Source organism: Pseudomonas sp. R19M (genome assembly GCF_050312585.1).
Lineage (GTDB): Bacteria > Pseudomonadota > Gammaproteobacteria > Pseudomonadales > Pseudomonadaceae > Aquipseudomonas > Aquipseudomonas palleroniana.
On record NZ_JBNPJV010000092.1, the window covers coordinates 22,456 to 48,440 of the forward strand.

25 protein-coding genes are annotated in these 25,985 nt (G+C 61.7%); 11 read left to right on the forward strand and 14 right to left on the reverse strand.

Features of this window, described 5'->3' with window-relative positions:
* Window positions 1-37: 37 nt before the first annotated feature.
* Both ACQRBT_RS21450 and dctM read left to right on the forward strand, forming a co-directional pair.
* Complete coding sequence (locus tag ACQRBT_RS21450; RefSeq protein ID WP_060752658.1) at window positions 38-670, forward strand: TRAP transporter small permease; 633 nt, start codon at window positions 38-40, stop codon at window positions 668-670.
* Window positions 670-1,950, forward strand: a complete 1,281-nt coding sequence (gene dctM, locus ACQRBT_RS21455; RefSeq protein ID WP_060752659.1) for a C4-dicarboxylate TRAP transporter large permease protein DctM — start codon at window positions 670-672, stop codon at window positions 1,948-1,950. The genes ACQRBT_RS21450 and dctM overlap by 1 nt, the downstream gene beginning before the upstream one ends.
* A gap of 46 nt (window positions 1,951-1,996) precedes the next feature.
* Here dctM and ampC read toward each other — a convergent pair whose 3' ends face one another.
* Window positions 1,997-3,139: a class C beta-lactamase gene (gene ampC / locus ACQRBT_RS21460; protein ID WP_412046140.1), complete on the reverse strand. Its 1,143-nt coding sequence runs from the start codon at window positions 3,137-3,139 to the stop codon at window positions 1,997-1,999.
* Window positions 3,140-3,271: 132 nt separating this feature from the next.
* Between ampC and ACQRBT_RS21465 the strand changes: the two genes are divergently transcribed.
* Together ACQRBT_RS21465 and ACQRBT_RS21470 are read left to right on the forward strand one after the other, a co-directional pair.
* A complete protein-coding gene (locus tag ACQRBT_RS21465; RefSeq protein ID WP_161547854.1) occupies window positions 3,272-4,150 on the forward strand; it encodes a LysR family transcriptional regulator in 879 nt (292 codons plus the stop codon).
* A gap of 74 nt (window positions 4,151-4,224) precedes the next feature.
* On the forward strand, window positions 4,225-5,409 hold the full coding sequence (locus ACQRBT_RS21470) for a DUF2252 family protein (RefSeq protein ID WP_412046139.1): 1,185 nt from the start codon (window positions 4,225-4,227) through the stop codon (window positions 5,407-5,409).
* 180 nt (window positions 5,410-5,589) lie between these two features.
* On the opposite strand, the gene yghX is transcribed toward ACQRBT_RS21470, so the two are convergent.
* Together yghX and ACQRBT_RS21480 are read right to left on the reverse strand one after the other, a co-directional pair.
* Complete coding sequence (gene yghX, locus ACQRBT_RS21475) at window positions 5,590-6,477, reverse strand: YghX family hydrolase (RefSeq protein ID WP_411984240.1); 888 nt, start codon at window positions 6,475-6,477, stop codon at window positions 5,590-5,592.
* 43 nt (window positions 6,478-6,520) lie between these two features.
* Window positions 6,521-7,015, reverse strand: a complete 495-nt coding sequence (locus ACQRBT_RS21480; protein WP_090370729.1) for a PaaI family thioesterase — start codon at window positions 7,013-7,015, stop codon at window positions 6,521-6,523.
* Window positions 7,016-7,106: 91 nt separating this feature from the next.
* Between ACQRBT_RS21480 and ACQRBT_RS21485 the strand changes: the two genes are divergently transcribed.
* Window positions 7,107-7,673: a YceI family protein gene (locus tag ACQRBT_RS21485; protein ID WP_090370732.1), complete on the forward strand. Its 567-nt coding sequence runs from the start codon at window positions 7,107-7,109 to the stop codon at window positions 7,671-7,673.
* Here ACQRBT_RS21485 and ACQRBT_RS21490 read toward each other — a convergent pair.
* Entirely contained in the window at window positions 7,670-8,560 is an 891-nt protein-coding gene (locus tag ACQRBT_RS21490; RefSeq protein ID WP_090370733.1) for a DMT family transporter, read from the reverse strand. The two genes, ACQRBT_RS21485 and ACQRBT_RS21490, sit on opposite strands and share 4 nt — an antisense overlap.
* A 90-nt stretch (window positions 8,561-8,650) precedes the next feature.
* Here ACQRBT_RS21490 and ACQRBT_RS21495 point away from each other — a divergent pair, with 90 nt between their 5' ends.
* On the forward strand, window positions 8,651-9,976 hold the full coding sequence (locus tag ACQRBT_RS21495) for a PLP-dependent aminotransferase family protein (RefSeq protein ID WP_205343974.1): 1,326 nt from the start codon (window positions 8,651-8,653) through the stop codon (window positions 9,974-9,976).
* A gap of 1 nt (window position 9,977) precedes the next feature.
* On the opposite strand, the gene ACQRBT_RS21500 is transcribed toward ACQRBT_RS21495, so the two are convergent.
* The gene (locus ACQRBT_RS21500; protein WP_060752668.1) at window positions 9,978-10,409 is read right to left on the reverse strand and encodes a nuclear transport factor 2 family protein; all 432 of its coding nucleotides are present in this window, start codon (window positions 10,407-10,409) and stop codon (window positions 9,978-9,980) included.
* Window positions 10,410-10,784: 375 nt separating this feature from the next.
* Between ACQRBT_RS21500 and ACQRBT_RS21505 the strand changes: the two genes are divergently transcribed.
* Complete coding sequence (locus tag ACQRBT_RS21505) at window positions 10,785-11,519, forward strand: CPBP family intramembrane glutamic endopeptidase (RefSeq protein WP_244383370.1); 735 nt, start codon at window positions 10,785-10,787, stop codon at window positions 11,517-11,519.
* A gap of 97 nt (window positions 11,520-11,616) precedes the next feature.
* Here the strand turns inward: ACQRBT_RS21505 and ACQRBT_RS21510 are convergent, their stop codons facing one another.
* Entirely contained in the window at window positions 11,617-13,326 is a 1,710-nt protein-coding gene (locus ACQRBT_RS21510) for an amidase (RefSeq protein ID WP_412046138.1), read from the reverse strand.
* Window positions 13,327-13,381: 55 nt separating this feature from the next.
* Window positions 13,382-14,170 carry a helix-turn-helix domain-containing protein gene (locus ACQRBT_RS21515; protein ID WP_104993937.1) on the reverse strand — a complete coding sequence of 263 codons (789 nt, stop codon included), beginning with the start codon at window positions 14,168-14,170 and terminating at the stop codon, window positions 13,382-13,384.
* 83 nt (window positions 14,171-14,253) lie between these two features.
* Here ACQRBT_RS21515 and ACQRBT_RS21520 point away from each other — a divergent pair, with 83 nt between their 5' ends.
* Window positions 14,254-14,562, forward strand: a complete 309-nt coding sequence (locus ACQRBT_RS21520; protein WP_412046137.1) for a DUF2834 domain-containing protein — start codon at window positions 14,254-14,256, stop codon at window positions 14,560-14,562.
* Here the strand turns inward: ACQRBT_RS21520 and ACQRBT_RS21525 are convergent.
* Window positions 14,547-15,719 carry a GGDEF domain-containing protein gene (locus ACQRBT_RS21525; RefSeq protein ID WP_161547860.1) on the reverse strand — a complete coding sequence of 391 codons (1,173 nt, stop codon included), beginning with the start codon at window positions 15,717-15,719 and terminating at the stop codon, window positions 14,547-14,549. The two genes, ACQRBT_RS21520 and ACQRBT_RS21525, sit on opposite strands and share 16 nt — an antisense overlap.
* Window positions 15,720-15,829: 110 nt before the next feature.
* Window positions 15,830-17,041 carry an MFS transporter gene (locus tag ACQRBT_RS21530; RefSeq protein ID WP_060752674.1) on the reverse strand — a complete coding sequence of 404 codons (1,212 nt, stop codon included), beginning with the start codon at window positions 17,039-17,041 and terminating at the stop codon, window positions 15,830-15,832.
* Between the two features lie 97 nt (window positions 17,042-17,138).
* On the opposite strand from ACQRBT_RS21530, the gene ACQRBT_RS21535 reads away from it, so the two are divergent.
* Window positions 17,139-17,960, forward strand: coding sequence for an AraC family transcriptional regulator (locus tag ACQRBT_RS21535; RefSeq protein ID WP_090370750.1), 822 nt, complete (start codon window positions 17,139-17,141; stop codon window positions 17,958-17,960).
* On the opposite strand, the gene ACQRBT_RS21540 is transcribed toward ACQRBT_RS21535, so the two are convergent.
* Window positions 17,917-19,095, reverse strand: a complete 1,179-nt coding sequence (locus ACQRBT_RS21540; RefSeq protein WP_104993934.1) for an MFS transporter — start codon at window positions 19,093-19,095, stop codon at window positions 17,917-17,919. The two genes, ACQRBT_RS21535 and ACQRBT_RS21540, sit on opposite strands and share 44 nt — an antisense overlap.
* A 44-nt stretch (window positions 19,096-19,139) precedes the next feature.
* Complete coding sequence (locus ACQRBT_RS21545) at window positions 19,140-20,162, reverse strand: alpha/beta hydrolase (RefSeq protein WP_060752677.1); 1,023 nt, start codon at window positions 20,160-20,162, stop codon at window positions 19,140-19,142.
* 166 nt (window positions 20,163-20,328) lie between these two features.
* Between ACQRBT_RS21545 and ACQRBT_RS21550 the strand changes: the two genes are divergently transcribed.
* Entirely contained in the window at window positions 20,329-21,252 is a 924-nt protein-coding gene (locus ACQRBT_RS21550) for an AraC family transcriptional regulator (RefSeq protein WP_090370756.1), read from the forward strand.
* Here the strand turns inward: ACQRBT_RS21550 and ACQRBT_RS21555 are convergent.
* Complete coding sequence (locus ACQRBT_RS21555; protein WP_060752679.1) at window positions 21,227-21,733, reverse strand: GAF domain-containing protein; 507 nt, start codon at window positions 21,731-21,733, stop codon at window positions 21,227-21,229. The genes ACQRBT_RS21550 and ACQRBT_RS21555 overlap by 26 nt on opposite strands.
* Before the next feature lie 48 nt (window positions 21,734-21,781).
* Complete coding sequence (proP, locus tag ACQRBT_RS21560) at window positions 21,782-23,284, reverse strand: glycine betaine/L-proline transporter ProP (RefSeq protein ID WP_060752680.1); 1,503 nt, start codon at window positions 23,282-23,284, stop codon at window positions 21,782-21,784.
* A 323-nt stretch (window positions 23,285-23,607) separates the two neighbouring features.
* Here proP and ACQRBT_RS21565 point away from each other — a divergent pair, with 323 nt between their 5' ends.
* Window positions 23,608-25,011, forward strand: a complete 1,404-nt coding sequence (locus ACQRBT_RS21565) for an MFS transporter (protein ID WP_060752681.1) — start codon at window positions 23,608-23,610, stop codon at window positions 25,009-25,011.
* 32 nt (window positions 25,012-25,043) lie between these two features.
* Here ACQRBT_RS21565 and ACQRBT_RS21570 read toward each other — a convergent pair whose 3' ends face one another.
* The gene (locus ACQRBT_RS21570; RefSeq protein ID WP_412046136.1) at window positions 25,044-25,961 is read right to left on the reverse strand and encodes a bifunctional helix-turn-helix transcriptional regulator/GNAT family N-acetyltransferase; all 918 of its coding nucleotides are present in this window, start codon (window positions 25,959-25,961) and stop codon (window positions 25,044-25,046) included.
* Window positions 25,962-25,985: the final 24 nt, after the last annotated feature.

Below are 25,985 nucleotides of genomic sequence, written 5' to 3' on the forward strand. Positions count from 1 at the left end.
CTTGCACTTACCTATCTCTGCCTCGCGAGGTTTTGCCATGCAAACGCTAAGGCGCGTCTGGGAGCACCTTGAGGAAGGCTTCATTGCCTTCCTGCTGGCCGCCATGACCCTGGTGACATTCGTTTACGTGATGCTCAACAACATCTACACGCTGTTCTTCGCCCTGGCCGACAAGTGGGCTGTAAGCAGCCCGTTTTTCAATGCCCTGGGTGACCATACCATGACCTGGGCGCAGGACATGACCTGGAGCGTGGCACTGACCAAGGCCATGTTCGGCTGGCTGATCTTCTTCGGTATTTCCTATGGTGTGCGGACCGCCGGGCATTTGGGTGTGGACGCTCTGGTCAAGCTGACCCGGCGCCGCGTGCAACGCCTGCTGGGCATGCTGGCGTGCCTGTGCTGCCTGGCCTACGCCGGGTTGTTCATGGTCGCCAGCTACAAATGGGTCAGCGCGGTGATGACGGCCCATATCGGCGCCGAAGACCTCGACCAGTACGGCGTCGATGTCGGTGACATCGTAGTGATCGTGCCCATCGGGTTTGCGCTGGTGTTTATTCGCTACCTGGAAATCTTCTACCGCCTGTTCACCCACCGTCAGGTCGGGTTGGGGCTGGCCGACGAGGCCGGTGAGGCCAGCAAGTTGGCCGGCAGCCATGAGGAGCGTCACTGATGGCCGTGCTCTGTCTGTTTTTGCTGTTGTTCGTGTTCATGTTCCTTGGCGTGCCGATCGCGATTTCCCTGGGACTGTCCGGTGCGGTGTCGATCCTGATGTTCAGCCAGGACTCGGTGAGCTCGCTGGCAATCAAGTTGTTTGAAACCTCTGACGCCTACACTTTCCTCGCGATTCCGTTCTTCCTGCTGTCTGGTGCGTTCATGACCACCGGGGGCGTGGCGCAACGGCTCATCGACTTCGCCAACGCGTGTGTCGGCCATATCCGTGGCGGCCTGGCGATTGCGGCGGTATTGGCGTGCATGCTGTTTGCGGCATTGTCAGGCTCTTCGCCAGCCACGGTGGCGGCGGTGGGCTCGATTGCCGTGGCCGGCATGGTGCGCTCCGGGTACCCCAAGGAGTTTGGCGCAGGGATCATTTGCAACGCCGGCACCCTGGGTATCCTGATTCCGCCTTCGATTGTGATGGTGGTGTACTCGGCGGCCACTGAAACATCAGTGGGCAAACTGTTCATGGCCGGGGTGGTGCCTGGGTTATTGCTTGGCTTGATGCTGATGGTCACGATTTATATCGTTGCGCGCATCAAGAAACTGCCGGCGCAGCCGCGCGCGACGTTGCGTGAATGGCTGACCTGTGCGCGTCGGGCGTTCTGGGGCTTGCTGTTGCTGGTGATCATCCTCGGCGGCATCTACAGCGGCATGTTCACCCCGACCGAAGCGGCGGCCGTGGCGGCGGTGTATTCGGCGTTCGTGGCGTTGTTCGTGTACAGGGACATGAAGCTGCGCGACTGCCCCAAGGTGCTGCTGGAGTCCGGGCGCCTGGCAATCATGCTGATGTTTATCATCGCCAACGCCATGCTCTTCGCCCACGTGCTGACCACCGAGCAGATCCCGCAGGAAATCACCGCCTGGGTGATCTCTGAAGGGCTGACGCCGATTGGCTTCCTGATCATGGTCAACATTGTGCTGCTGGTGGCCGGCAGCTTCATGGAGCCGTCGGCTATTGTGTTGATCCTGGCGCCGATCTTCTTCCCGATTGCGATGAAGCTGGGCATTGACCCGATTCACCTGGGGATCGTGATGGTGGTCAACATGGAAATCGGGCTGGTGCATCCGCCGGTGGGGCTGAACCTGTTCGTGACCTCGGCGGTGACCGGGTTGACGCTGGGGCAGACCATTCGTGCAGCGATGCCGTGGTTGATGATCCTGTTGGTGTTCCTGATCATGGTCACCTACTTGCCGTTTATTTCCCTGGCACTGCCGCACTGGCTGGGCATGTAGCGCGGTCAAGCGGTGTGGGAGGGCAAGCCGCTCCCACACCCAGGCGCTATTGGTCCATGGCACTCAAGATCGCATGGGCCACCTTGACCCGTTCGGCATTCGGGTAGTTCTTGTTCGCCAGGATCACCACACCGATGTCCTTGCTCGGTACGTACGCCACATACGCGCCGAAACCACGGGTAGAGCCGGTCTTGTTGAACAGCACGTTGGCCGGTTGCACGCGCGGTGTACTCAGCCATTGAACCTTGTGCGGCTCCATGGCCATCGGCGTGGAGTTGCCGTCAATCAGCGCTTGCAGCGTGATGGGGTAGGGGTAGGACTCCCAACCCAGGCCCTGGGTCATGCCGTTGACCGTGTAATAACCGGTCTGGGTGGTGGCGATGGCCTGCTGCAACGGCTTGCCCAGGGTCTGCGGGTGCAGGTTGGCGATCACGTAGCGGGCCAGGTCCTGGCTGCTGGTCTTGATGCCGTAGGCTTCGCTGTCCAGGGCGCCGGGGCCGACGCGTACGGGTTTCTGGGCGCTGTCATAGCCTTGGGCGTAGTCGCCAGCTCGGGCAGCGGGGACGCTGACGTAGGTGTTCTTCAAGCCCAGCTTGGGCAGCAGGGTTTTCTCCATGGCGGTATTGAAGGGTTGCCCCAGGCTTTGGGCCGTAAGGTAGCCGAACAGGCCGATGCTCGGGTTGGAATAGAGCCGTTGGGTGCCGGGGGCGTAGGTGGGTTTCCAGTGTTGGAAGTAGTTGAGCATGGTCGCGGCGCTGTCGGCGGCGTCGGGAAACTGCAGGGGCAGGCCGCCTGCGGTGTAGGTTGCCAATTGCAGCAAGCTGATGCCGTCGAAGGCACTGCCGGTCAATGCGCTCAGGTGCTCACTGGCCTTGTCCGACAGCTTGAGCTTGCCGGTGGCCTGCGTATACCCGCCCAGGGTGGCGGTGAAGGTTTTACTGACCGAGCCGACTTCAAACAAGGTGTCTTCGGTCACGGGCTTCTGGGTTTCCCTGGACGCCAGGCCGTAGTTAAAGTATTGCACCTGGTCCTTGTTGACCACCGCGACCGACACGCCCGCAATGCCTTGTTGTTGCATCAGGGGTTGAACGCTGCTGTCCACGACCTGGCGCATATCGGTGGCCGCCATGCAGCTGCCGGAGCCGAGCAGTAAAGCGCAAATCAGAAGTTTTTGTAGAGGGGCATTCATGGTGACTCGCTTCCCTGTAGGTGATGTACTGACGATTGGGGCCTGCGCAGGCGTGGCAAATCTAGGTGGATTCCGGCTTTGCGGCAAACGATGATATCTTGCAGCTGGCATTAGAAAAATTAAGGTCAAGGCATGCTTCGCTCTCATCTACCGCTGAATGCCCTGCGCGCATTCGAGGCTTCCGCCCGCCACCTGAGCTTTACCCGCGCAGCTATCGAGCTGTGCGTGACCCAGGCCGCAGTCAGCCATCAAGTGAAAAGCCTGGAAGCGCAACTCAATGTCACCTTGTTCAAGCGCCTGCCACGCGGCCTGATGCTCACTCGCGAGGGCGAAACCTTGCTGCCTGTGCTGCGCGAATCGTTTGATCGCATCGCCCATACCTTAGGCCAGTTCGAAGGCGGGCATTACCGTGAGGTGCTCACCGTGGGCGCCGTCGGTACCTTTGCCGTGGGGTGGCTGTTACCGCGTCTGCCGGATTTTCAAAGCCGCCACCCGTTTATCGACCTGCGCCTGTCGACTAACAACAACCGCGTCGACGTCGCCGCGGAAGGGCTCGACTACGCTATCCGCTTCGGTGCAGGCGCCTGGCATGGCACCGACGCCTGCCAATTGCTGGCGGCACCGCTGAACGTACTCTGTGTGCCGCACATTGCCGAGCAGTTGCAGGTGCCCGCAGACCTGTTGAAACACACGTTGCTGCGCTCCTACCGGGCCGATGAGTGGACCCACTGGTTCCAGGCGGCCGGGTTGCCCGCCGATACCGTGGTGCCGCGCAGCATCATGTTCGATTCATCCTTGGCCATGATGGAGGCGGCGCTGCAAGGCATTGGCGTGGCACTCGCCCCGGCGATGATGTTTTCGCGGCAGCTGGAAAGCGACGTGATCCGCAAACCGTTCGACATTGGCATCACCACCGGCAGCTATTGGCTGACCCGCCTGCAATCGCGGGCCGAAACCCCGGCCATGCTGGCATTCAAGGGCTGGCTGAAAGAGGCGGCTGGGCAGGGCTGATAGTTTTATCTTTGAAACAAAATGAAACATTCGTCACGGGCTACCCTCTACCGTAGCCCCTACCGAGTGCCTTCATGAAAAGTCCGCGCCCCTCCGACCGTATGCCCCACCTCACGCAATTGCGCAACCTGAAGATGGCCCGTTCCGCCCACGCTTATGTGCGCGGCAGTACGGTGCAGTTTTATGAATGGCTGCACAGCCAACCCGGTCGACGCTTGCCTCATGGCCCGGCTATCTGGATCTGCGGCGATTGCCACGCGGGCAACCTAGGCCCGACCGGGGATATCAAGGGGCGCATCGACATGCATATTCGCGACCTCGACCAGACTGTGATCGGTAACCCGGCCCACGACCTGGTGCGCCTGGCCCTGTCCCTGGCGACCGCCGCTCGCGGCTCGGACCTGCCGGGCGTGACGACCGCCCGCATGCTCGAAGAAATGATGGTGGGCTACGAACAAGCCTTCAAAGACAAACCCGACGAAGTGCCGCCACGCCCGTCCCAGGTCAAGGCCGGCATGCGCAGCGCAGTTGAGCGCACCTGGAAGAACCTGGCGCGTGAACGTATCGAAAATGCACGGCCGAGTATCCCGTTGGGCAAGCACTTCTGGTCGCTGTCGCGTGCGGAAAAGAGTGCCCTGCAAAGCGTCTGTGCGTCCGATGAGATCCAGCAACTGGTGACGTCACTCAAAGGCCGCCCCAAAGATGCCAAGGTCGAGCTGCTGGATTCGGCCTATTGGGTCAAGGGGTGCAGTTCCCTGGGCTTGCTGCGTTATGCGGCGTTGTTGGGAGTGGGCGACAAGGACGAACAGGAATACTGCCTGATCGATATCAAGGAAGCGGTCGGCGCCGCCGCCCCCCGTGCGCCGCGGGCGAAGATGCCCAGGGACAACGGTCGCCGCGTGGTCGAAGGCGCCCGTCAGCTGTCACCGAGTTTGGGTGAGCGCATGGTTGCCACGCGGTTTCTGGATCACGGGTTCTTCATCCGCGAATTGCTGCCCCAGGACATGAAGCTGGAACTGGACGAGTTGAGCGAGACCGATGCCATGCACGCCGCCGGTTATCTGGCCCGCGTCGTCGGGATCGCCCATGCCCGGCAAATGGACCGCGACACACGCAAGGCGTGGATGTCGGTATTGCAGGAGAACCGTTCCAGGCAGTTGGATGCGCCTTCCTGGTTATGGACCAGCGTGGTGCAACTGGTGGGCAGCCATGAGCAGGGCTATCTCAACCATTGCCGCAGGTATGCGCTGGAGCACTGACCACGGCAGCGGCGACATCCAAATGCGACGCAGGGTCAGGTGTGGCGAGCAAGCTTGCTTGCGCTGGGGGGCGAAGCGCCCCCATAAAGCGGGAGACTGCTGCGCAGTCAACGGGAGCAAGCTCCCTCGCCACAGCAAGCTCCCTCGCCACACAAGCCCGCCCCACAGGACTCATGACATTCAGGCCAGATACTTGCGGAACCAGCCGAGGGTGCGTTCCCACGCCAGGTTCGCGGCCGCCTCGTCGTACCGTGGCGTTGAGTCATTATGGAAGCCATGGTTGGCGCCTTTGTAGAGGTACGCCTCATAGGTCGTCCCGGCCGCCTTCAAGGCCTTTTCATACGCCGGCCACCCTTCATTGATCCGCGTGTCCAGCTCGGCGTAATGCAGCATGACCGGCGCCTTGATGCGCGGTACGTCCTTGGCCTCCGGTTGGCGCCCATAGAACGAGACCGCCGCACCCAACTCCGGATAGGCCACCGCCGCTGCATTGGTCACGCCACCGCCGTAACAGAAACCGGTTATCCCGACTTTGCCGGTGCTGGCGTCGTGGTGCATCAACCACTCGATGGCGGCGAAGAAGTCGTTCATCAGCTTTTCGGGATCGACTTTCTGCTGCAGCTCCACGCCTTTTTCATCGTTGCCCGGGTAGCCGCCCACCGATGTCAGGCCATCCGGCGCCAGGGCGATAAAACCGGCCTTGGCCAGGCGCCTGGCGACGTCTTCGATATACGGGTTGAGGCCCCGGTTTTCATGCACCACCACCACGGCCGGCACCTTGCCACTGGTTTTGGCCGGGCGCACCAGGTAACCGCGCACGGTACCGTTGCCTTTGGGCGAAGGGTAGGTGATGTAATCGGCGACGATATCCGGGTCGGTGAATTTCACCTGCTCGGCCAGGGCATAGTCGGGGCTCAGGGCCGCCAGCAACGCGGAGGCGGTGAGGCCGCCGAAGGTGAACAGCGCGGCGCGGTCGAGAAACTCACGACGGTTGAGCTTGCCGTGGGCATAGCCGTCGTAGAGTTCCAGCAGTTCGGGGGCGAAGTCTTTCGCGGTGAGACGCGTCATCGGGGCAGTCCTCGGGAGCGGTGGCGTTCACTGTAGACCAGGATCAACCTTCGCGGCCATGGGCGGCGGCGGCCAATTGCCCGGTGTCGACGCGCACGAACACCGAGTCGCCGATGGCCGTGAGGACGTCGCCGGCGTACACCTCGCAGACCACGCGGCTTTTACGCCCGACCTCGCCCTCGACCCGTGCACGCAGGGTCAGTGTCACGCCCATGGGCGTCGGTTTGATGAATTTGATCCCGAGGTTGCCGGTCACGCAGTCGATGCGCGGCAAGGTGCCGGGTTCACGCTGCTCTGCGCGGTAGTGGTAGGCCATGGCGGTCCAGTTGGAATGGCAGTCCACCAACATGGCGATCAGGCCGCCGTAGACCAGGTCCGGCCAGCCGGTGTATTGGGGCTGGGGTTGATGTTCGGCGATCAGGTGGACGCCATCGGCATCCCAGCGGCTCTTGATGTGCAAGCCATGCGGGTTGCTGCCACCGCAGCCGTAGCAAATGCCTTGCGGCGCGGTGATGTCCTGCAGAGAAGGGGGCAGCATGCAAAGTCCTTATTGTTCTGGGCGACTACTCTGTTTAACAGCCCACGGGCAGAATGGGAACCAGGCGTCCTTACTTCTTGCGGAGCGTTGCATGAACCGTCGAACTTTCCCCGCTGTGCTGCTGGTGCTTGCCCTCATTGGTTGCTCCAGTGCCCAGGCCGTGGAGTACAAGGACGTCAACCGCACGGCGAGCCAGATCAGCTTCACCTTCCAGCAGTTCGGGCAGCGGGTGTATGGCACCTTCAGCGATTTCGAAGGAACGCTGACATTCGACACGCAGAAGCCCGAGGCTGCCCATGCGTTGCTCAAGATCCAGCTGGCCAGCATCGACGCCGGCAGCCCGGATGCCAACACCCAACTGCAGCAACCTGCCTGGTTCGACACCGCGACCTACCCGGTGGGCGTGTATGAATCCAGCGGTGCCGTCGCCTTGGGCGAGAACCGCTACAAGATCAGCGGCCACCTGACGATCAAAGGCATCACGCAGCCGGTGGTGATCGATGTGCTGCTCAAGGAGCAGGGCGGCATCGGTGTGTTCGACGGCGAGTTCGTACTCAATCGCGCAGACTATCGGATCGGCGAGGGTGAGTGGGCGGGCAACAGCGTGGTGTCCAACGACATCCACATCAAATTCAAGATGGTCGCCCCTCAACGTTAACGCGCGAAATGCTTGGCCCCGGCCACGCAGCCGATCACGGCCAGGGTCACCAGCAGCATGCCAAGGCTGACCTGTTCATGCAGCAGGCCCGCCGCCAGCGCCAGGCCGAAGAACGGTTGCAGCAACTGCAACTGGCCGACGGCGGCGATACCGCCCTGGGCCAGGCCGCGATACCAGAACACAAAACCGATCAACATGCTGAACAGCGACACGTAGCCCAGGCTCAGCCAGGCGGGCAACGGGATGCCGCTGAAACTGTGCGGCGCCAGGATCACGCTCAACGGTGCCACCACCGGCAACGACACCACCAGCGCCCAGCAGATCACCTGCCAGCCGCCCAGGCTGCGCGACAACCGGGCGCCCTCGGCATAACCCAGCCCGCACACCAGCACCGCCAGCAGCATCAGCAAATCGCCCGCCGGCGCGGCGCTCAAGCCTTGCGCAAAGGCATAGCCCATCACCAGCGCGCTGCCCAGGATTGAAAACAGCCAGAACACCGGCCGTGGCCGCTCCCCGCCACGCAATACGCCGAATACCGCCGTGGCCAGGGGCAGCAGGCCGATAAACACGATCGAATGCGCCGACGTCACGTATTGCAGCGCGAGGGCGGTCAGCAGGGGGAAACCGATGACCACGCCCAGGGCGACGATCACCAGGGGCATGTATTGCCCGCGCGAGGGGCGTTTTTCCTTGAACAACCGCAGTAGCAACAGGCCGAGCAAGCCTGCGAGGGTGGCGCGGATCAGGGTCAGAAACACCGGATCAAACGCCATCACGGCCAGGCGTGTGGCGGGCAATGAGCCGCTGAAAATCAGCACGCCGATAAAGCCGTTGATCCAACCTTGGGTACTGCTATCGAGGGTGCTGAACCGCGAGGTACGTTCCATGGAAGATGCCCGAAGAAAGAAAAGTTGCGTGTCCGGCATCCTAAAAGTGAAGATTGAGACAATCAAAGAATTGTCATGGATACACCGCCTATGCCGCGCGCCCGCTACAAGTCGCTGGTCGACCGCTTCGCCGCCGATATCCGCAGCGGGAAGATGCTGCCTGGCACACGACTGCCGACCCACCGGCAACTGGCCGCCGAGCATGGCCTGGCCCTGGTCACCGCCAGCCGCGTGTATGCCGAGCTGGAGGCCATGGGCCTGGTCAGCGGTGAGACCGGCCGTGGCACGTTTGTCAGGGAGATTGCGTTGCCGCCGGGGCAGGGCAGTGGCCAGATGATCGTCGCTACGGGCATGCTCGACCTCAACTTCAACTACCCCGCGTTGCCTGGCCAGGCCGACCTGTTGCGCACTGCGTTGCGCCAGTTGGCCCTGTCGGGTGACCTCGAAGCCCTGTTGCGCTATCAGCCCCACGCCGGTCGCCTGCACGAGCGCGCAGCGGTGGCGCGACACTTGTTGAGTCGGGGGTTGGCGGTGGACGCTGAACAGGTGCTGGTGGTCAGCGGCGCCCAGCACGGCTTGGCGGTAAGCCTGATGGCATTGCTCAAGCCCGGGGAGGTGATCGCCGTGGATGCACTGACGTATTCGGGCTTCAAAGTGCTGGCCGAGACCCTGCACCTGGAGGTCGTCGCGATTCCGGTCGGTGCCGAGGGGCCGGACCTTGAGTTCCTGCAGCGTTTGTGTCGCCAGCGACCGGTGCGCGCCGTGTATAGCATTCCGACCTTGCACAACCCTTTGGGCTGGGTGTTGAACCTGGCACAGCGTGAGCAACTGGTCGAGATTGCCCGTCGGCACAATCTGATGATTATCGAAGATGCGGCCTACGCATTTCTCGCCGACGACGCGCCACTGCCCTTGGCGAGCCTGGCGCCGGAGCGCACGGTGTATGTCGGTGGCTTTTCCAAGAGTGTGGCCACGGGACTGCGCGTCGGCTTCATCGCTGCGCCGCTTGCCTGGGTGAAAGGGTTGGAGCGCAGGATCATGGCCACCACCTGGAACGTGCCGGGGGTGATGAGTGCGATTGCCGTGGCCTGGATCGAAGACGGCACCGTGGCGCGGCTGGAGGCGCAAAAACGCCAGGATGCCCGGATGCGGCAGGCTTTGGCGGCGCAGGTGCTGAAGGGTGTTGATTACATCAGTCACCCCTCGTCGTACTTTCTATGGTTGCCGCTGGGGGAGGATGCCCGCGCTGACCAGATCGCCATGACCTTGCAGCGCGAGCAGATTTCCGTGTCCACCGCCGAGCCGTTTGCGGTCTCGGCCTACGTGCCCCACGCGTTGCGACTGGCGCTCGGCTCGGTGGAAATACCGGCGTTGCGCGAGGCGTTGCTCAAGGTGCGCAAGGTGGTGGCATGGTGAGTCAGTACTTGTAGGCTTGACGCCCGATCAGCAGCCACTTGCCTTGCTGTTTCTGCCAGACCTGGAAGTTGTCGATATCGGTGGGCACTTCGACGCCGCTGTTCACCGCCAAGGCGTGAAAGTGGTTGCGCACCAAGGCGGTGTCGCCGTCGAGCGTGATGGTCTGGTTCTGCATCTCCAGGGTCTTGAATGCGCTAGTGTGGTTTTCCAGGTCGGCGATGAATTGCGCCTTGTTCTGGACCTTGCCGCTGGAGTGGCCGTAGGTGAGCTTGTCGGACGTCAACGCGTGCAGTTGCTTGAGGTCCAGGTGGAGCATGGCTTGGGTCAGTTGGTCGACGGCCTGCGCCACCTCTTTTTCGGCGGGGGCGGGCGCAGCTGAGACCGCAGCGGAAAACAGGCACAGAAAACCGATCAGCACTTTGATGTTGGGCATGGGTGTTTCCTTATTGTTGTCAGGGGGTACGAACACTTAAGTCGTCGTACAACCATGCCGTATTTTTAATCTGCAAGGAAAGTGAATTTTTTGAATGCCTTTGAAATATTGGCATAGGTCACGCTTTAAATAGCGTGCGACATCATATGACGTCTCAACACTTGCTCAGTTTCTTTCTGGAATTTGCCCCACTTCCTGCCTTTGTGGCACATGGCTATGCTAGCGCCACACTGATCAAATCCACCAGGAAGCCAGCCATGCTACCGAACCCAAACTACCAGGCCGTTCAACCCTCCATCGGTGCAGGGAGGCCGGTTGCGAACCCGGCGTCGGTCAAAATCGACATGATCGCTATCGCCCGGGGTTGAAGCGTTGATGATTACCCAAGGCATGGAAGTATTGATTGACTACGGCCTCCACTTGGCGCCAGGTCTGTTGCTGTTCGGGTTGTGGTTTGCGCTGACGCCCAGCACCTTGTCCGCAATGCGCATCCTGATCCTGCTGGCGGCGTTCGTATTGATGCGCGACGTGATGACGCCGCTGGGCATGTGGTCACTCGGCAGGGAGGCGCAGATCGCCTTCACCCACAATACGTTCGTATTGGCCATGCTGGGTGGTTTATCGGCGTTGCTGATCCTGTTGCTGGCGCGGATCGCTCCGCAGTTGTGGCAGATGGTGCGCTGGTCCATCGGCAATCCGGCTGTTGGCCTGGCCGTGGGACTGTTGGTGGGCTGCCTGATCGGTGTGCCGCTACGGGTTCATCAAGGTATCGACGCGTCCGCGATCCATGGCTATTGGGTGTGGCTGCCGGGCATGCTGGTATTGGCTTACGGCGCCAACGCGCTGGAAGAGGTGTTGTTTCGCGGGTTCCTGCAGGGTTACCTGGAGCAGCAGCTCACGCCGTTGCGTGCCGCCTTGATCAGCGGCGTGGCCTTTGCCGCCTGCCATACGTTCCTGGCCTTGAGTGTGACCCAACTGGGTGCGACGGTGTTGCTGTTCACCCTGATCGAAGGGCTGGCCTGCGCCTGGGTGCGGATGCGTTATGGCGTGTTGCCAGCCACGCTGACCCATGGCACGGCCATTTTGTTGATAGCCGTGCCGTTGGTTTGAAATGCAGTCGAAAGTGGGAGCGGGGCAAGCCCCCTCCCACAGGTTATCCGTCGTCGACTCAATCGCTTAACTGAGAGGCATTAGGGCTTGCCCGATATCAGTCTGCCGCCAAGGGCGGAGTACGCGGGGGAATCACGCGTTTGCTGCCGGTGGCTTCAAACGCCGAAGCGAAGCGCAGTAGTTGCGAGTCGTCATAGGCACGCCCGGCAAAGGTCAGCCCCACCGGCATGCCGATGTCCGCCATCACGCCCATCGGCACGGTGACGGTGGGCACACCCAGGTGTCGAATGGCGAGGTTGCCATTGGCGACCCAAACCCCGTTGCTCCAGGCGATATCGGCACTGGTTTCGTTCACATCGGCATCTGCCGGGCCCACGTCGGCCACGGTCGGGAACAGCACGGCGTCCAGCCCCAGGTTGTCCATCCAGTCTTCCAGGTCAATCCGCCGGGTTTGCTCCAGGCCACGCAGGCCGTCGGGCACGGTGCTGATCTCATTCCACGGTGTGATGCCACGTTTGGCCATGCGCACGTACTCGTCCATGCCGGCGGCCAGGTCGTCTTCACGGTTGGGCAGGGTGCCTGGGTCGTGCGGGAAGATCTGCGGGCCGTCGACATCGGCCAGGCGATTGAGGGTCGGGTCGCCATTGGCACGCAGGAAGTCATCGAAGGCCCAGGCCGACAGCTCCCACAGTTCGTCGTGCAGGAATTCCTTGGACACCAGGCCGCGGGTAAACACGGTCGGCGCGCCGGGGCGGTCGCCTTCGCAGTTGGACACCAGCGGGAAATCCACCTCGATCACCTCGGCGCCGGCGGCTTCCAGCGCCTGGCGGGCGGCTTGCCACAGGTCGATCACGCTGGCACGGGTGTTGATCTTTTGCCCGGTCGGCCCGCCGATCCCGGGTTTTTCGCTGGTGCCGGCCTCGGGGTCGGCGTTGATGTACATGCGCGGCACGCCGAAGCGTTTACCTGCGAGTGTCTCGCGAGGCGCTGCCAGTTCAGCGTAGGAAACCGGGCGCACCGAAGCCACGCTCGGGATCGGCACCCAGGGTTGCAGGCGCCACAGGTCGCCACGGGTGTCGGGGTCTTCGGCAACCACCACATCGAGCACTTCCAGCAGGTCGGCCATGGTGCGTGCATACGGCACCACCACGTCCATGGTCGGCGTCAACGGCCAGTTGCCGCGCACCGAAATCACCCCACGGGACGGGGTGTAGGCGCACAGGCCATTGTTGGACGCCGGACCGCGCCCGCTCGACCAGGTTTCTTCGGCCAGGCCGAATGCGGCAAAGCTGGCGGCTGTCGCGGTGCCTGCGCCGTTGGAGGAGCCGGAAGCAAAGGGCGCGGTGAGGTAGGCGGCGTTGTACGGGCTCTCTGCGCGGCCATATACGCCGCGTTGCATCCCGCCATTGGCCATCGGTGGCATGTTGGTCTTGCCCAGGCAGATGGCGCCACCGGCCCGCAGGCGCTCGATGGTGAAGGCGTCGCGATGGGCCGTCAGCTTGGCGAAGGCCGGGCTGCCCGAGGCGGCCGTCAGACCCTTGACCAGGTAGCTGTCTTTGGCGGTGTAGGGGATGCCATCCAGTGGTCCCAAGGTTTCGCCCTTGGCCCGACGCGCATCGGACGCCTTGGCTTCTTCAAGGGCCTGGGGGTTGCGCACGACCACGGCGTTCAAGGCAGTGGCCGTCTGCGGGCCGTCATAGGCATCGATCCGCGCCAGGTAGGCCTTGACCAGTTCAACGGCAGTGGTCTGGCCGGTTTCAAGCGCCGCGCGCAATTGGGCAATGGAGACTTCGGTAACTTGCATCACGTTTTTTTCGCCGCCTTCAGGTGGGAGGTATGGCGGCAGTCTACGGACAGATATTTCACAAAACCAGCGCCGCATAATCCGCGTAGGCGGCACGCATTACTTGCCATGTAGCCGCGTCAGCGGGAATCAGATGTTCGATCCGCAGCGAAGTCAGGGTGATGTCCTGAGGCATGCCAAACGTGGTGAAGGTCGACAGGAAGTTCAGTTCGCCCCGCTTCGAACGGATACGCGTCAGCACCAACGGCGGCATCGACCCGGGCAGTTCGGTGCCGGCCGGTGTCGGTAAGCCCGCCAATAACGTGGCCAATCCGGGATTACCCAGTGCTTCGCGGGTTGCCCGTTGCCAGGCCAGGCTGCGGATTTCTTCGGCGTTGATCAGGTGATCGCCCAGGCCACCTGTCTGCAGCAACGTGGTGAGCAGGTTGATGCCATCGGCCGCATCCGGCGGGATGCCCACCAGTTCAAACAACACGCCGGTACTCGCGTTCGCCGCCAACACTTCCCACTGGCTGCCCAGCAGAATCGCTGGTGCAGGGTTGTTGGCATGCAACACATGGCTGACCGCCTCGCGAATCGCCGCCATGGCGGGCGATGCCAACGGGGTGGCGGCGTAGCGGGGGGCATAACCGGCGGCGAGGAACATACGGTTGCACTGCTCCAACGGGGCTTCCAACGCCGTCAGCAGATTATGCAAGGTGCCCGGGCTCGGCTTGGCGCGGCCGGTTTCGATGCAACTGAGGTGACGCTGCGAGACGCCCGTGATCAAGGCCAGGTCCAGTTGGCTCAGGCGGGCGTGGCGGCGCAGTTGGCGTAACAGTTCGCCGGCGCTGACAGTGATGTCCATGGCGTGGTCATGACCTCCGAGGTCATTGCGAGGGCCGCCACCTTATCACTAGGGTGAGCCTCGTTCACTGCAAGGAAGAGTCCATGTCCAGAAGACCCTCTATCGCCCTGGCCGCTCTGCTCGGGTTTTCGCTGTACAGCCTGGCGGTGATGCTCACTGCCGAGCAATCGTTGCTGGCGTTCGGCTGGGAGCTGATGACGCGGCCGGACACGGCGCAGGTCGTGATCGACCTGTACCTGATGGCGGTGCTGGCATGTGTGTGGATGTATCGGGATGCGCGGGCCCGGGGGCGCTCGGTGATTGGCGTGCTGCCGTATTTTTTGCTGACGGCGGTGTTCGTCTCGGTGGGGCCGTTGTTGTACATCGTTGTGAACGCCTACCGGGATGAATGAGCGTACGCGCCGGTACGGTCCACCAGGCGAATGCTGTCGCGCCCACCCCGCTTGGTTTCATAGAGTGCGCTGTCACCCAGTTCAATCAACACCGCGAGGCTGTGCGGCGGTTGGTCGAACAGGTTGGCGCCGATACTCAACGTGATCGGCGCGGGCGTGGTGAAGGACTGCGAGGCGAATTGGTGGAACTGGGCACGCAGGCGGCTGCCCAGTTCCACGATCCGCTCGGTCGAGGTGTCGTTGAGCAGGATCACGAACTCATCGCCGCCCAGGCGGGCGGCCAGCGAGCCGTCGGGGGCCACGGTGCGAATCATCTCGCTCAAGGTGATCAGCAAGCGGTCGCCGGCGGTATGGCCGTAGAGGTCATTGACCAGTTTGAAGTTATCGATGTCGATCAGCAGCAGCGCGCCCGGTTGTGCCGCTGAAACCTGGGTGAGCAGGGGCGGCGCGTGCAGGTCGAGGGCGCGGCGGTTGTAGAGGGCGGTCAACGGGTCGCGGGCGGCCAGGTGGGCAATCTGTTGTTCGCGGCGGTAGCGTTCGGAACCGGTCATCGACAAGGCAATCAGCATGATCGCCATGGCGCCCTCCACCAGGGAGACCTGGATGATCTCGCCCTTGAACGCCGTCAGGTCGATCAAGGTGCCGGGGATCAGCACCGACAGGGCCTTGGCCACATAGAACGCGCCATGGATCAGCAGCACGTAACGCAGTTGCACCGCGCCGATGCTGAGGGATTTGCCATGGGGCCGCAGCAGGAAACTGGCGCACAAGGTGGGCAGTGCCACCAGCAATGACTGCACCGCCAGCATGATTTTGGACCATAGCAGGTCGGCCGGGAGCATCAGCAGCCCGAACCATATGGCCGGCATCAGTAGCCAAAACGCTGACAGCCGCCGCTGGGTGAAGCGTGCCACGCCCAACAGGAATAAAAAGTGCGCGCTGACCAGCAAACCGTTGGCGAACCAGATGCCGATCATCCAGAAGCCGCTGCTGCGCAGCAGGGCGAGGATGGAGCCGAAGCTGATGATGGCGAAGCCGGCGCTCCAGAACAGCAGCGAGGGTTCGCGCACGCTGCGCCATTCAACGGCCAGGTACAGGGCGGCAGCGGCTGCCAGGGCAACGGTGAGTGCCAGAATGGTCGGGGGATCGAGCGTCATTGGGTGCCGGGTCTGCCTGGGTGTGCGCTAAAAGCCAGGATTGTAAGCGCACACGCAGGTTTCTCAGAGCATTCATCGTGCTGGCGTACGGCCAGCCGATGATCGGCGGGTCAGGCGCCTTTGGTCGATGGCAGCAATATCGTCAGGATCCCCACCAGCGGCAGGAACGAGCACAGTTTGTAGACGTACTCGATGCCGTGGCTGTCGGCGAGCAAGCCGAGCAGTGCCGCGCCGATGCCGCTGAAGCCGAACATCAGGCCGAAGAAGATCCCGGCGATCATGCCCACATTGCCCGGCACCAGTTCCTGGGCATAGACCACGATGGCGGAAAAGGCCGAGGCGATGATAAACCCGATCACCACGCTCAAGACCGCCGTCCAGAACAGGTCGACATAGGGCAGGGCCAGGGTGAAAGGGGCCGCGCCGAGGATGGAGAACCAGATGACTTTCTTGCGCCCGATCTTGTCGCCGATCGGGCCGCCCGCGAAGGTGCCGACGGCCACGGCGCCGAGGAACAGGAACAGGTACATCTGAGAACTGGCGACCGACAGCTGGAATTTTTCGATCAGGTAGAACGTGAAGTAGCTGGTCAGGCTGGTCATGTACCAGTATTTGGAGAACACCAGCAGGGCCAGCACCACCAGGGCGAAGGTCACGCGGCCTTTGGACAAACCATGGGTTGCCTGGGTGCCTTGCTTGAGCTTGAACAGGTTGAGGTGGTTGCGGTACCAGCGGCTCAAGCCATACAGCACCAGGATCGCGAAGACCGCGAACAGGCCGAACCAGGCGATGTGCGTCTGGCCGTAGGGAATGATGATGGCCGCCGCGAGCAACGGGCCGAAGGCGCTGCCGGTGTTGCCGCCGACCTGGAAGGTCGATTGCGCCAGGCCATAGCGGCCGCCCGAGGCCAGGCGTGCCACCCGCGAGGTTTCCGGGTGGAAGGTCGACGAGCCGACGCCGACCAACCCCGCTGCCAGCAGGATCGCCGGGAAGGAACCGACGAACGCCAGCATCAGAATGCCGATCAAGGTGCAGACCATGCCCGCCGGCAACAGCCAAGGCTTGGGATGGCGGTCGGTGTGGTAACCGATCCAGGGCTGCAGCAAGGACGCGGTCAGTTGAAAGGTCAGGGTGATCAGGCCCACCTGGGTGAAGCTCAGCCCATAGTTGGCTTTGAGCATCGGGTAGATCGAGGGCAGCACGGCCTGGATCAAGTCATTGATCAGGTGCGCCAGGGCGCAGGCACCGAGGACGCGCATGACCAGAGGGCTTATCTGGGGCGCAGGGGTTGCAGCGGCGGGTGACGCGGTCAGTGTCGACATGCAGGCATTCCATACAAGGCAGCGTTCCAGGGCTGCCAGTACTTGAGCTGGCTGCCCATTTCAAATTGTTTCGGCGTTCATGCTAGATTCGGCGTAAATGCCTGTCTCGCGAAAATCGGGAGGCAACTATCGCAAAAAGGGCGAAATGATCAAACCATTGGATGAATTTTTGCAGGAGATCGATGAGGGCGACTGGGCGGTGATCAGTTCCGCCACCGATTATCCTGAAAACTGGGTGATCCCGGATCACAGCCACGAAAAACACCAACTACTCTACGCCATCGAAGGCGTGATGGTGGTGCACTCGGCGCAGAACCAGTGGACGGTGCCGTCCAATCGCGGCTTCTGGATGCCCAGCGGGCAAGTGCATTCGCTGCGTTGCGTGGGCACGCTGAAGATGCGCAGCGTGTTCGTGCGCCCGGATGCCTTCCCGAATTTGCCCACCGAGACCAAGGCGGTGAGCATTTCACCGCTGCTCAGTGAACTGATCAAGGCATCGGTGAGTTTGAAGCCGCCTTATGCCGAAGACTCCCGCGATGCGCGGATCATGCACCTGATCCTCGACGAGCTGGCGATTCTGCCGGCGTTGCCGCTGTCGTTGCCCCAGCCCGCCGACTCACGCATCAACCATATCTGCCAGGCGTTGCAACAGGATGCCGGTGATGCATCGACGGTAGCGGACTGGAGCGACCGACTGGGCCTGGACCAGAAGACCATCCAGCGCCTGTTCCGCAAGGAAACCGGCCTGACGTTCGGCCAGTGGCGCCAGCAGGCGCGGTTGCTGCTGGCGCTGGAGCGCATTGCAGTGGGGGAGAAGATCATCGATGTGGCGATCGAGCTGGGCTACGACAGCCCGAGCGCCTTTACCAATATGTTCAAGAAACAGTTCGGCAAGACGCCGAGTCAGTTTTTCCGCTAGGGCGGCCGACCACGGTTGTCAACGAGGCGCGCCGTGCGGCCAGGCAAGCCAGCAGCGCGGCGATACTCAACGACGCCGCGCTCAGCTCAAAGGTCGCTTGATAGCCCCAGTGATCGAACGCCAGGCCGCCGACCGTGGCACCGGCAGTAATCGCCAATTGAATGATTGCGACCATCAAGCCGCCGCCAGCCTCCGCGTCATCGGGCAGCTCGCGCGACAGCCAGGTCCACCAACCCACCGGCGCAGCAGTGGCCACCAGGCCCCAGAAACCCAGCAATGCCGTGGTGGCGACTGGCGAACTGCCCATTACCAACAACGCCACGGCGATCACGGCCATCAACAGCGGGATGGCGATAAGCGCCGGGTAAAGAGCGTTTTTCAGGCACCGTTCTATCAGGAACGTCCCCACAAGGCCGGTGAGGCCGAGCACCAGCAGCATCAATGACAGTGTGGACACACTCACTTGAGTCACGTTTTCCAGGAACGGGCGCAGGTAAGTGAACAGCATGAACTGGCCCATGAAAAATACACTGACTGCGAGCATGCCCAGAGCCACCGAAGCCTTTCTGAGTAAGCGCAGCACGTTGCCGGAATGGGGTGCGGTCTGCATCTTTATCGATGGCAGGCTCACCAGCAGCCATACGCCCGCCAACATGGCGACCGGTACGACGCAAAAGAATGCGCCGCGCCATCCGATCAATCCGCCGAGAAAGCTACCCAGCGGTGCTGCAATGACGGTTGCCAATGCGTTGCCGCCATTGACGATAGCCAAGGCGCGCGGCACCTGGGCCGATGGCACCAGGCGCATGGCAGTGGCGGCCGACAGTGACCAGAAGCCGCCTATGGCCACGCCGATCAGCACGCGGCCGAGCATGAACACCCGATAGTCCGGCGCCAGTGCCACCACGGTTCCCGACAGGATCATCAGTAAGGTCAACCCCAGCAACAGGCGTTTGCGATCAACCCGTGCCGCGACAGCCGCAATGACCAGACTGGTGAGCAAGGCGAACAGTCCGGATACCGAAATGCCCTGGCCGGCCTGACCCTCGGAGATCTGCAGGTCGGCCGCCAACGGCGTCAGCAAGCTCACGGGCATGAATTCAGAGGCGACCAACGCGAACGCCGCCAGAGACATCGCGAACACCGCAGCCCAACCGTGTGTATGAGTGTTAGGGGAGGTCACTTCAAGTTGCCTTTGAAGAAGGCGGTGAGCTTGACGAACGGGATCAGATTGACTCGGTCGTACAGATCCACATGGCCGGCCCCCGGGATGATCACCAATTCCTTGGGCTCGGCGGCACGCTGATAGGCGTCCTCGCTGAATTCGCGAGAGTGGGCATCAGCGCCGGCGATCAATAACAGTGGGCGTGGGGAGATCGTCTCGATGTCGTTGAACGGATAGAAGTTCATGAACTTCACGTTGCTGGTCAGTGTCGGCTGCGTGGTGGTTTGCGCCGACGCGCCGGCCGGGGTGAATTCGCCGCGCGGGGTGCGGTAGAAATCGTAGAACTCATCGCCTACCGCATCGCCGCTGAGGGCGTGCGGAGTGCCGCCGGTGTAGACGCTGTCGCCACCCTGAAATTCCACGTAGCGCTGGTTGGCAGCCTGACGCAGCAGTTGTCGACGTTGCTCCAGCGTTACGCCGTGTTTGAGTCCGTTGCGGTTGGCCGCCCCCATGTCGTACATGCTCACGGTGGCGATGGCCTTGAAGCGTGGGTCGATTTTCGCCGCGGCAATGGCGAAGCTGCCACTGCCGCAGATGCCGATCACACCGATGCGTTCGCGATCAACCAGCGGGCGTGTGCCGAGGAAATCCACCGCGGCGCTGAAGTCTTCAATGTAGAGGTCAGGCAGCACCGCGTTACGCGGCGAGCCTGCGCTTTCACCCCAGAACGACAGGTCCAGAGACAGGGTGACGAAGCCTTGTTCGGCCATTTTGGTCGCGTAGAGATTCGCGCTCTGTTCTTTGACGGCGCCCATGGGGTGGCCGACGACGATGGCTGCGTTCTTGGAGGCCGGCGCAAGGTTTTTTGGCACGAATAGATTAGCCACGACCGGCATGCCATATAGGTTGTTGAAGGTGACTTTTTCGACGGTCACCTTGTCGCTTTTGTAGAAGTTGTCAGCACCGTTGATCATATCGGCTCCCAGTGAAGAAAAAGACGTCAGCAGCACGCTCAGGGCGAGCAAAAGGCTTTTCATGGCGTGATCCGTGAGAAGGTTGGTCCGTGCATTTTCCTGATGTGGCCTGTGGTTCTGTAGTGCGTTTCACTGGATTACTTGCCTGATCCTCTGAGTCTTGGCGTTTGCTGGGGACGTTCATGGGGCGTCCGGGGTAAAGTTCGATGAAGAGAGAAAAGAGCCTTTTATGAAGAACAACCCAACGCCTTTGGATAGCTTGATCCAAGCCATCGGTTCGCAGGTTTGCACGCCGGGTGACCGCCCCATGGCGATCCCGGGCCTGGGCTTTTATCGGCGGGAGCAGCCGGCGGCGCCGGTGGTCTGCATGGTCGAGCCCAGCATTGTGTTGGTCGCCCAAGGTGCGAAGCAGTTGTGGGTGGGCGGGCTGGGTTACGCCTACGACACCTCGCGATTTCTGGTGACCTCGCTGGACATTCCGGCCAACTCCGAGGTGCTGGCCGCCAGCCCGGCTCAACCTTGCCTGGGCCTGACCTTCAAGCTGGACCTGCAGATCCTGGCTGAACTGATCGCCCAGGGTGAGTTGCCGCCAACCCGAGAACGGGCAGCGCTGAAGGGCGTGGGTATCGGTACTGTTACCGAGGGCATGCTCCAGGCGTTCGCGCGGCTGGTGGCTCTGCTGGATGAGCCCGAGGCGATCCCGGTGCTTGCCCCGTTGATTCAGCGCGAAATCCACTACCGCCTGCTCAAGAGTGATCAGGCCGGGCGCCTGCGCAAGATCTGTGCGGTGGACGGTCAGGGCTATCGGATCGCCAAGGCGATTGACTGGCTGAAGCTTAATTACGACGAACCGCTACGGGTGGATGAGTTGGCCGCCCGCGTGCAAATGAGCCCGGCCACTTTTCATCATCACTTTCGCCAACTCACCGCAATGAGCCCGTTGCAGTATCAAAAATGGCTGCGTTTGAACGAGGCGCGGCGCTTGATGTTGAACGAACATCAGGACGTGTCCAGCGCCGCCTTCAAAGTCGGGTATGAAAGCCCGTCACAATTCAGTCGAGAGTACAGCCGGCTGTTCGGCGTGCCTCCCAAGCGCGATGTGGCCGTGTTGCGAGGCAAGCGTGTTGTTACTGTTCGGCCGCCGTTAAGTTAGCGAAGAAGATACAGCCGATCAGCCGCGCAAACAGGCTCAGGGTTTCCGACAGGTTGGGGTCGTCAAACAGCATCGCCCGTGAATCCAGGGCGCACAGCGCGCCGAACAGGCGGCCGTCCGGCAGGAAGATAGGTGCGCCGGCGTAGCTTTCAATGGCGTACTGCTTGACCACCGGGCGGGTTGAAAAACGGCCATCCTGGCTGACTTGCGGGATGAACAGTGCGTGGGGGTTGATGCAGAACTCACTGCACAGGGTGGTTTCCAGATCGAGCACGTCATCCACATGGATGCCCATGTTGGCGGTGTCGTACACGGAGCAGACTATCCACTCCACGTCGGTGAATTTGGCAATGCCGGCGAAGCGCATGTTGGTCAAGCGAGTCACCAATTGCAGGATGCTGGTGGTGGCCTCGATTTCCGCGATGGCGGCACGCTCCTCCGGGCTGAGAAACGAATGGGTCGGGTTGACGCTGGGGATCATGGCTGAACACTCCGATGGCGTGACGGCAGACGCCGCCACGCCAGCCGCTTAGTTGATACGTGGGTGCTGCTCGACCAGGCTCTTGCGCTTGGCTTCCAGCTCGGCAATCTCGGCGTCAATCGCTTCGATCTTCTGTTCGATACTGTCGTGGTGCTCCTGCAGCAACTCCTTGGCCTCTTCTATATCAGAGGCGGCCGGTGCGGCGCCGCGCAGGGGGCGGTTGGCGGTTTCCTTCATGGTCAGGCCGGTGATCAGGCCGATCACGGCAAACGCCATCAGGTAGTAGGCCGGCATGTACAGGTCGTCGGTGCTTTCCACCAGCCAGGCCGTGGCGGTAGGGGTGAGACCGGCGATCAGTACCGAGACGTTGAAGGCACTCGCCAGCGCGCTGTAGCGAATATGGGTGGGGAACATGGCCGGCAGGGTCGAGGCCATCACGCCGATGTAGAAGTTCAGCACGACGGCCAGGATCAGCAGGCCGCCGAAGATCAGGCCGATCTTGCCGCTGGTGATCAGCATGAACGCTGGAATAGCCAACAACAGCAGGCCGATGCTACCGGCGATGATGAAAGGCTTGCGGCCAATCTTGTCGCTGATAAAGCCAATGAATGGCTGTACGAACAGCATGCCGACCATGATCGCGATGATGATCAGCACGCCGCTGTTTTCTTTGTAGTGCAGGTTGTGCGACAGGTAGCTGGGCATGTAGGTGAGCAGCATGTAGTAGGTCACGTTGGTGGCCGCGACGATACCGATGCAGGTCAGCAGGCTGCGCCAGTGCTTGGTGGCGACCTCCTTGAACGACACTTTGGGGCCGTGGGTCAGGCCCTGGCGATCACCTTGCTCGAGTTTGTCCATGTGCTGCTGGAAGGCCGGGGTTTCTTCCAGCGCATGGCGCAGGTACAGGCCGATGATGCCCAGGGGCAGGGCGAGGAAGAACGGCAGGCGCCAGCCCCAGGCTTCGAACTGTTCCTCGCCCAGCACGCTGGAAATCAACACCACCACGCCCGCGCCGAGCACGAAGCCGGCGATGGAGCCGAAGTCCAGCCAACTGCCGAGGAAGCCGCGCTTGCGGTCCGGGGCATATTCGGCGACGAAGATCGAGGCGCCGGTGTATTCGCCGCCCACCGAAAACCCCTGGGCCATCTTGCAGAGCAGCAACAGGATCGGTGCCCAGATGCCAATGGAGGCGTAACCTGGGATCAAGCCGATGGCAAAGGTACTCAGGGACATGATCACGATGGTGGCGGCGAGGACTTTCTGCCGCCCGTATTTGTCGCCCAATGCGCCGAAGAACAGGCCGCCCAGAGGACGGATCAGGAAGGGGACGGAGAAGGTAGCCAGTGCGGCGATCATTTGTACGCTGGGCGAGGCGTCGGGGAAGAACACTTTGCCCAGTACATAGGCGACGAAACCGTAGACGCCGAAGTCGAACCACTCCATGGCGTTACCCAGGGCTGCGGCGGTGATTGCCTTGCGCACCTTGGTATCGTCGACGATGGTGATGTCTTTCAATCCGATGGGTTTGACGCTTTTCTTGCGTAATTTCATGCGGGCCACTCTAAATCTGAACAGGGGAGGTGCCATCGTTGCGATGGCACCGCTCTGTCAGTTCAGATACAAGCGCATACGAAATAATTCACCACTGATTGGTTTTTTTTGCAGTGGGGATGGCCAGGCGTGCTCTTCGCGGAGTAATCAGCAGCGTCATCCTACAACTGTGCCTGCCCGATTCTTCCTATCCCTGCGAGGGCCTCAACAAAGCTGAATCTTTCAGATTGACAGTGCTCGGGCCTCTCGATATAAAAGCCATAAGTTGTACGACGACATATGACGTTACGTGTGTCTTACTAAAAACAATAAAAAGTGATGCCATGAACTTGAACGAGCCCCTCAACGCCCAGCGCGTGGGCCAGGCGGTAGGCAACTATCGCTGGACCATCTGCGCGATGCTGTTCTTCGCGACTACCGTCAACTACCTCGACCGCCAGGTGCTCAGCCTGCTGGCGCCACAACTGTCGACGCAATTTGGCTGGAGCAATACCGACTACGCCAACATTGCTGCGGTGTTCCAGTTCGTCTATGCGATTTCCATGTTGTTTGCCGGGCGGTTTGTCGACAGGATCGGCACCAAGGCGGCGTATGTCGTGGCGATCGGCATCTGGTCCACCGGCGCAATCATGCATGCGTTCGCGGTGCCGATGGGCGAGGGGATTGCGGCGGTCAGCGGAGCCATTGGTCTTGCGGTGATCCCGGTGTCGATTGCCGGCTTCATGCTGTCCCGCGCCGTCCTGGCCATTGGCGAAGCAGGTAACTTCCCCATCGCGATCAAGGCCACCGCCGAGTACTTCCCGAAGAAAGAACGCTCCCTGGCCACCGGCATCTTCAACTCGGGGGCCAACGTGGGGGCGATCCTGGCGCCGATCTGCGTGCCGTTGATTGCCGGGCTGTGGGGGTGGGAAGCGGCGTTCATCGTCATCGGCATGCTGGGGTTTGTGTGGGTCGCGGTGTGGGGCGTGCTTTACCAGAAACCGGAGGAGCAGAAGCGCCTTTCGGCCGAAGAACTGGCCTACATCCGCAGTGACCAGACCCTACAACCCTTTACCCCTGCACCTGCCGGCGCGCCGCAGAAAAAAGTCTCCTGGTTCAAGTTGCTGACCTATCGCCAGACCTGGGCATTCGCTTTTGGCAAGTTCATGACCGACGGCGTGTGGTGGTTCTTTCTGTTCTGGCTGCCGACTTACCTGTCAGCGCAGTACGGCATGAAAGGCGCGGATATCGTTATGCCGCTGGCGGTGCTGTACAGCATGACCATGGTCGGCAGTATCGGCGGCGGCTGGTTCCCCAGTTACTTCATGGCGCGTGGCGATGCACCTTACGACGGCCGGATGAAAGCCATGCTGGTGATCGCGCTGTTCCCGCTGGTGGTGTTGCTCGCGCAGCCTTTGGGTTACCTGAGCTTCTGGGTGCCGGTGCTGCTGATCGGTATCGGTGCCTCGGCGCATCAGGCGTGGTCGTGCAATATCTTCACCACCGTGTCCGACATGTTCCCGCAGAAAACCGTGGCGTCCGTGGTGGGGATCGGCGGCATGGCCGGCGGTCTGGGCGGCGTGGTCATGACCAAGATCGGCGGCTGGGTGTTCGACTACTACAAGTCCGTCAATGATATTCACACCGGCTACATGATCATGTTTGCGATCTGTGCGCTGGCGTACCTGGTGGCGTGGAGCGTGATGAAAGCGCTGGTGCCACGCCACAAGGAAATCACCGATCTGTAAGCGGTGCGGGGCTTGGGTGACCAGGCCCCGATCTACAGATCACGCGCCCAGGTCTGGCTGACCAGGGGCTTGCCGAAGCTTTGGGTGGGTTCTTCTTCGATCAACTCGAAACCGGCTTTCTGGTAGAGCCTGCAGGCGTCGGTCAGCGCACTCATGGTCCAGAGCACCATGCGTTGGTAGCCGGCATGTCGGGCAAAGCGCAGGCATTCGTCCACCAGGCGCTGGCCGATACCCATGCCCCGCGCACTGGCGTCCACGTAGAGCATGCGCAGTTTGGCCGTGGTCTCGTCATGACGTATCACGAATACCGAGCCCACCACCTCACCGTCCTTTTCCGCGATCCAGCAGCGCTCGCAACTGGGGTCAAATTCGCGCAGGTACTTGGCGACAATTTCCGCCACCAACGCTTCGAATTCCCAGTTCCAGTGGTACTCACGGGCATACAACGCCGCTTGCTGTTGCACCACCAGGCCCATATCGCCGGGTTGCGGGTCGCGCAGCAGGTAGCTGGGTGCGCGACCTTTCAGCAGCGTCTGGATGCGCTGCATGGCTGCGGTCAGTTGCTGTTGTTGCAGTTCGGGCAGGCCTTGCAGCAAGGCGATGACTTCCAGCTGGGTTTTCTGTTCCAGGGGCGCGAGCACGGAGCGGCCAAGGTCGCTGAGGTGCAGTTGTACTGCGCGCGCATCAGTGACCGAGCGCACTTTCTCGACCAGGCCCTTCTTCTCGAATCCTTTGATCAGCCGGCTCAGGTATCCGGCATCCAGGCCCAGCATCTGGCACAGGTCGGCACTGGTCAGATCGCCACGGGACGACAACTCGTACATCACACGGATTTCGGTCAGGGAGAAGTCGCTTTGCAGCAGGTGTTCCTGCAGTACACCGATCTGGTGCGTATAGAAACGATTGAAACCACGGATGATGCTGGCGCGTTCGGAAAGGGTGGTGGACATGATGGCGCTCAAATGGTTGCCTGA